The 6537-nt window shown below is 48.9% G+C and carries 3 protein-coding genes; all 3 read left to right on the forward strand.

All coding sequences use genetic code 11. The features are described from left to right. The first annotated feature begins 175 nt into the window (after positions 1-175). Positions 176-1267: a hypothetical protein gene (locus QUA42_RS09800; RefSeq protein ID WP_333137123.1), complete on the forward strand. Its 1092-nt coding sequence runs from the start codon at positions 176-178 to the stop codon at positions 1265-1267. A gap of 228 nt (positions 1268-1495) precedes the next feature. Further along, positions 1496-3253, forward strand: coding sequence for a DUF3352 domain-containing protein (locus tag QUA42_RS09805; RefSeq protein ID WP_333137124.1), 1758 nt, complete (start codon positions 1496-1498; stop codon positions 3251-3253). A gap of 842 nt (positions 3254-4095) precedes the next feature. Beyond that, the coding region (locus QUA42_RS09810) for a two-partner secretion domain-containing protein (RefSeq protein WP_333137125.1) at positions 4096-6537 on the forward strand (2442 nt) is incomplete at its 3' end.

Consider the following 6537-nt stretch of genomic DNA (forward strand, 5'->3'; position numbering starts at 1 on the left):
GGATTTAACCGATGTGACCAGGAGATTCATGAAAGAGGAAGATTTTCCCCACTCGGACACTCAAACACTCCGATAATCCGCCATTACAGGCAATATTCGCAGTTGCTGACCAGCCATTGACCAAAAAATCAAACTATCTTGTATAATCAGAATAGTGTGCAACGCAGAAACCATTATGGACGAGATTGAGTACGCCAAACTCTATCAGGAACTGGCGGCAATTCTGAATGAGTTTAATTTAGGTTGGGTAGTTCAACAAGTAGCAGATACTGTAGAGATAGGTAAAGTAATTGAAGAGCGATCGCTCAAAAGAAAAACACCCCTGCTCAAGATAGAAGATTATACCGCAAAAGAACAACTTTTGCTATTAATTAATGCTGTCGAACAAGCGACGGTCAACACTTCCGAAATGGAAGACGAAATTGCTTATTTCTTGAAAGTAGAATCAGAAACCTCTCCCCTCGGCACAAAAATTACCTTTGCCAATTCAGGTGCCGAAACTGCCAAAACAATCGAGTTTACTTCCAGCGTCACAGCCCCCCGTCACAAACAGGCGATCGCCCTCAAGCACTTGCTCGAAAAACTGCCCTCCGGGCCCAGCAACTACGCCATAAATTCCGAAATTAAAAGCAAATTAAAAAGCTCGATCGATCCCGAGTTTAATACAGCAGCAGAACAATCCAGAATTTTTGACACTTACCTATTCACTATTCTGCTAAAAGCAGTTGCTAATGAAGGCGGTATTATTTATTACAACAATGTTTTAGACGACGAAACACCAAAATATTTAACATTTAGAAAAACGGCGGGAAAAATCCACGGAACTGCACATCCATACACTCACGCTGTTGTGGAATTTCCCGACAAACCACCCCTGGAAGTTCACCTAGGAGTAAAAGTCCAAGGTAGAGCCGGAGTTCTCCACAATTGCAACGTTTTAATTTTGTACCAAAAAGAAGCGAATATCTGCCGCTTGCTCAACCGCGAACCCCGGCACTCGCAGGTAATTTTAGCAGTAAAATCCGAACACAGCACCTCAGAACTTAAACTAGAAATGGCTGGAGCTTTTATCGGCTTAGCGTCAGATATTCGCTACGAAGGTGGCAGCTATTTCATTTCTAACAGTTACTCCCAACCCGTAGCAAAACTGCTAACTACTGCTCGCAAAAAATGGGAACTCAACATTTTTCCTAGAGCCACAAACGATGTCCACCGGCTGATGTACTCGTTTCAAACTATCTTTAAAGACTTTAAGGCCAGAAACTGATTCAGTTAATACGATTTCACAAAAGTCTTGCTACATTTTTTGTGTGGGGTTTCGTTCCCCGGGTCTAACCTACTGTCTGATTCAAAAAAAAACTGTTTTTCAGGTTGTGCCGGGAGGGCTAAATTCGAGTTTCCTAGATTGGCCCGGTTATATGTATCTGCTAATGTATCTGTTACATGAGCCAAGAAAATAATCTATCATGTTGCGAGCACCCGAACCTTACGAATAATGTTTAAGAAAGATAAATCTTCCCTGCTGTTTACGATCGGAGCCGCCACACTTCTGATCGGTTTAGGCTTTGTCACCTACTACCTCGTCATCTCCCGTGGGCCCGCCAAAGATTTGCCAGCGGGGGCAACCGTTGTCCCGCAAGATACGATGATGGCCCTATCCATCAGCACCGATGAATCGCAGTGGAATAGACTGCGAGAGTTTGGCACGCCCGAGTCAAAAGCTTCGTTTGAGAGGTTTTTAAGCGAAATGCGCGATCGCCTCCTCACAAGCAACGGCTACGCCTACCAGCAAGACATTCAACCCTGGGTGGGTAACACAGCAATGGTGGCTTTTCTCCGCAACAAAATAGCTATACCAGCCCCCCCGCCCCCACCCAATACGCCCCCATCTCCGCCAATTCAACAGTCAGTGGCAATTATCCTACCAATTGCCAACCCGCTCAAAGCCAAAGAATTATTAACAAAACCCAGGCCTCTCAGCCAAGGAAAAATAGTTGAGCGTAATTATAAAGGCGTGCAAGTCACAGAAACTCAAGGCGTACCCGATCGCAATTTCTCCGTCGCGGTATTGGGCACCAACTATCTAGCAGTCACCACAGATCCTAGCGCTACAGACAGAATAATCGACACCTACAAAGGCGAACCTTCCCTAGCAAAAACCCCCGGCTATGCAGACGCCATAGACAAAATAAAAAGTCCGGGCGCCTTCGGTCAAATCTACGTCAATATGCCCGTTGCCGCCGCCTATGCCGCCGCCAACTCAGCCCGTGAAATTTCGCCAGAAAACCTCGAAAAACTGCAACAAAATCAGGGATTTGCCACCACAGCGACGCTCGAAGCAGAAGGAATTGGATTCAAATCAATCTCTTGGCTAAAACCAGATTCTACCAGAAGGATAGCAGTAGAAAACAATGCTCTAAAAATGGTTAACCGCCTGCCAAGCAATACAATAATGATGGTATCCGGTGGCAACTTGCAGCGTTTGTGGCAAGACTACGTATTGGGAGCCGAGGCAAACCCGATTTCCCCGATTAATCCCCAAGTTTTACGCACAGGTTTAAAATCCACTACCGGCATGGATTTAGATAAAGACTTGATGAACTGGATGGCGGGAGAATTTTCTCTATCATTAATACCAGCGCCCGCCCAGAATCCCAGAGACAAATTTGCTGCCGGATTTGTATTTATGGTGGAAACAAACAACCGGGGCGCAGCCAACAAATCCCTGAAACAGCTTGATGAAACGATGAAAATGAAAGGGTTTAGAGTTGAGGAAATTCAAGTCGGCGGCAAACCGGCGATTAAATGGACATCGCCGTTTGGAGGGATTACGGTAACTCGCGGTTGGATGAACGATGTAGCGTTTATGACAGTAGGAGCTCCCATAGTTGATGCGATCGTTCCGGAACCGAAAAGTCCGCTTTTAAGCAGCGAACTGTTCCAGAAAACTGTACGATCGCAACTTAAACCCCACAACGGCAATTTCTTCATCGACATCGAGAGTGCGTTTAACCCCAAAAACCTAGCTTTGCCGGAGTTTCCTCCCAACCAAAAAATGTGGATAGACGCCACGCGGTCGATCGGCGTTACAGCGGCCGTCATTGGCGATCGTACCACCCGTTACGATGCTTTTATCGGCCTCAAAAAATCCAACCAATCCACTCCTTCACCGGGCCTTGCTTCACCGCGCCCTGCTTCACCGCGCCCTGCTTCACCCAGTCCCTCGCCCACCGTCCAAACTTCTCCCAACTAACTCTTAAATCATTCAACAAATCCGCCTGGACACCCCATTAAACAGCAACAGGGCGACAGATTAAAACCGAAAGGCAGCCGCCAGAAGGAACAAGGAAGAAGCAAGGACAGGACTTACGGATACAGACTAAAGAAACCGGGTTTTTTTATCGTTTCTGCAGGCGGCAACGAATTATTTTCGTTAACAAACCCGGTTTCTATGCAGCTTGGCGTCCAGGACTACCAAAGAAAGCGAGTTTTTTAAGCCTTGGGCTGTAACCAAGTGTTTTCGTAAAAAAACAGGGTTTCTGCGTCCAGGAATGAAGAAGCAATCGACCGTTTCTGACGCACCCTACACTTTATGTACGCGTTGCGTCCAGGACTTCTTATTTTTGTCAGAATTTTAAGGGTCGGCAATTGTAGAGCCGGCTTTTTTTGGTCTTTTTTATAAAAGGAAAAGAAAATTTTTTTACGTGGATTTTTCCCGGTAAGTTCTGGGCGCATAAGCCGATTTTTTAAACGGCCAGACCTCCTTCAAACTCTCACTAATGTAAAAAAAACGGTTTTTAGGTGTCGGAGTGCGTCTAGGAAAGCCAGCTTTTTTATATGTCATCCGGAAGATACAGCTTCTAGGCATTGCGAGTTATATTTAGATTGTGGAGAAGATACGCTCGGGGAATTGCAAATGCAGAGGCAAATTTTACAGGGAAATTTTCCTCAGTGAGTCGGGAAAGTGAGTCTGGAACGCACTTGCAGTCCGAAACCCGCTAGCTTCATAAATATAAAGCCTTTAACTCCAATTTTTCAGAGAAACTAGGTTTCTTTACCTAATTTTTGTGTATATATTTTACCCATTAAAAACCTATGGAAACCGCCAAAAATTTTCAAATAAAGGCTAAATTTCTGTCGAAAAAAAGAATAAGCAAACTGGCACTTTCTCTGCCAATTATCTTAATTAATCTTTACTTTTTGCAAGCAAAAGCCGAAGGTCAAACCATTGTTCCAACGGCGGAAGGAACGAACACAACAGTCACTCCGGCACCCCAAAATGGAACTCCTGGGCAGCCAACTCGCTTCGACATTGAAGGCGGACAATTATCGAGCGATAAACAAAATCTTTTCCACAGCTTTACAGAATTCGGCTTGTCGGAAAATCAGATTGCCAACTTTATATCAAACCCCAACATTCGCAACATTTTAGCGGGCATAGGTGGCGGAAACCCCTCGATTATTAACGGCTTAATTCAAGTAACCGGCGGCAATTCTAACTTGTTTCTGATGAATCCATCCGGCATCATATTTGGCAACAGTGCCAGCTTAAACGTGCCGGCTTCTTTCACAGCAACCACCGCCACCGCTATTGGATTTGGTTCTAACTCGTTTAACGCTGTCGGTAGTAGCACTTACACATCTCTGACAGGCGCGCCCAATTCCTTTACTTTTGGAGCCGATCGAGCAGGGGCAATTATCAGCACGGCAGACTTAGCAGTCAAGTCAGGGCAGAACTTAACCTTGCTCGGCGGCACCGTTGTCAGCACAGGCAGCGTTTCGGCCCCAGACGGGCAAATTACCGTAGCATCAGTCTCCGGGACAAATTTAGTGCAGATCCGCCAGCGAGGCAATTTGCTGAGTTTGGAAATCGAGCCGCCCTCAGCGACGAGCACCACAGAAAGATCCAGCACAGCTTCGACATTCTCGATCGCAACCTTGCCCGAACTGCTCACAGGCATCGGTGAAACAAACGCTACAGGCATCAGCGTCAATGCCAGCGGTGAATTGGTACTCACGGCCTCTAACCGAGCCGTAGCTGCGGGGGATGTGGCACTAAAAGATGCAAACGCTCAGGCGATCGAAATTCAAGCAGCGAACAGCATTGTAGTCAGCGGAAACCTGACAACTTCCCAAGGTGGCCCAATCGCCCTAGAAGCTAGTGGCGACATTAGCACTGCGGATCTCGACTCCCACTCTGAAACCACCGCAGGCGGCAACATCACCGTCACCAGCCGTACAGGAAAAGTAGAAACAGGCAATATCAACGCAAGCTCGATCGACAAAACCAGCAACGCCGGAGGCGTTAGTATTGCAGCACCCTCAAGCAGCATTCAAACAGGGTTCATAGACGCCAACTCCGAAGAAAAACAAGGTGGCGAAGTCACCCTCAACGCCCGCAACGATATCGAAGTAACCCATATCAACACCGAAGGCCGAACAGGCGGAGGAGAGATTGACATTACAGCCGGCGGTAATTTCCGAGCTACAGGCACTTTCACAAACGATAACAACTGCTTGTCGCAAGCTTGCAGCATTTCCGCATCCACGACTGGTAGCGCCAATGGTGGAGATATCACCATTCGCCACGGCGGGGAAGCCTCGAACACTCTTTTCAGTATCGGGCCCGACTATAACAAACTCAACGGTACTGCTGGCAGCATTGCCACTGGGGGTCCAAAGAAGGAAAATGTGATTACACAGGGAAGTTATTTCAGCCCCGACCCTCAGATAGTACAGCCGACCCAAATTAACATTACGGCTTCTTCAGTATCGCCAGCACCAACACCAGCACCAACACCAGCACCAACACCAGCACCAACACCAGCGCCAGCGCCAACACCAGCACCAACACCAGCACCAACACCAGCACCAACACCAGCACCAACACCAGCACCAACACCAGCACCAACACCAGCACCCGCACCCGCACCCGCACCCGCACCCGCACCTGCGCCAGCACCCGCGCCAACACCCGCGCCAACACCCGCACCAACACCCGCACCAACACCCGCACCAACACCCGCACCAACACCCGCACCAACACCCGCACCAACACCCGCACCAGCACCCGCGCCAGCACCCGCGCCAGCACCCGCGCCAGCGCCAACACCCGCGCCAACACCCGCGCCAACACCCGCACCGGAACCAGCCCCCGCACCTGCACCTTTACAAACACCAGCACCAGCACCGGAACCAGCACCCGCACCATCACCAGCACCCACACCAGCGCCCGCACCATCACCAGCACCGGAACCAGCGCCAGCGCCAGCGCCCGCACCATCACCAGCACCGGAACCAGCACCGGAACCAGCGCCAGCACCAGCACCAGCACCGGAACCAGCACCGGAACCAGCGCCAGCACCCGCGCCAGCACCAGCACAAACATTAACGCCGACGCCAGCGCCGGTCTCAAATTTGCCACCAGCACCAACAATTACTCAAAATCCAGCGCCAGTCCCAAATTTGCCACCAGCACCAACAATTACTCAAAATCCAGCGCCAGTCCCAAATTTGCCACCAGCACCAACAATTACT

The sequence above is a fragment of the Microcoleus sp. Pol11C2 genome, from assembly GCF_036701505.1.
In the GTDB taxonomy this organism is placed as follows: domain Bacteria; phylum Cyanobacteriota; class Cyanobacteriia; order Cyanobacteriales; family Microcoleaceae; genus Microcoleus.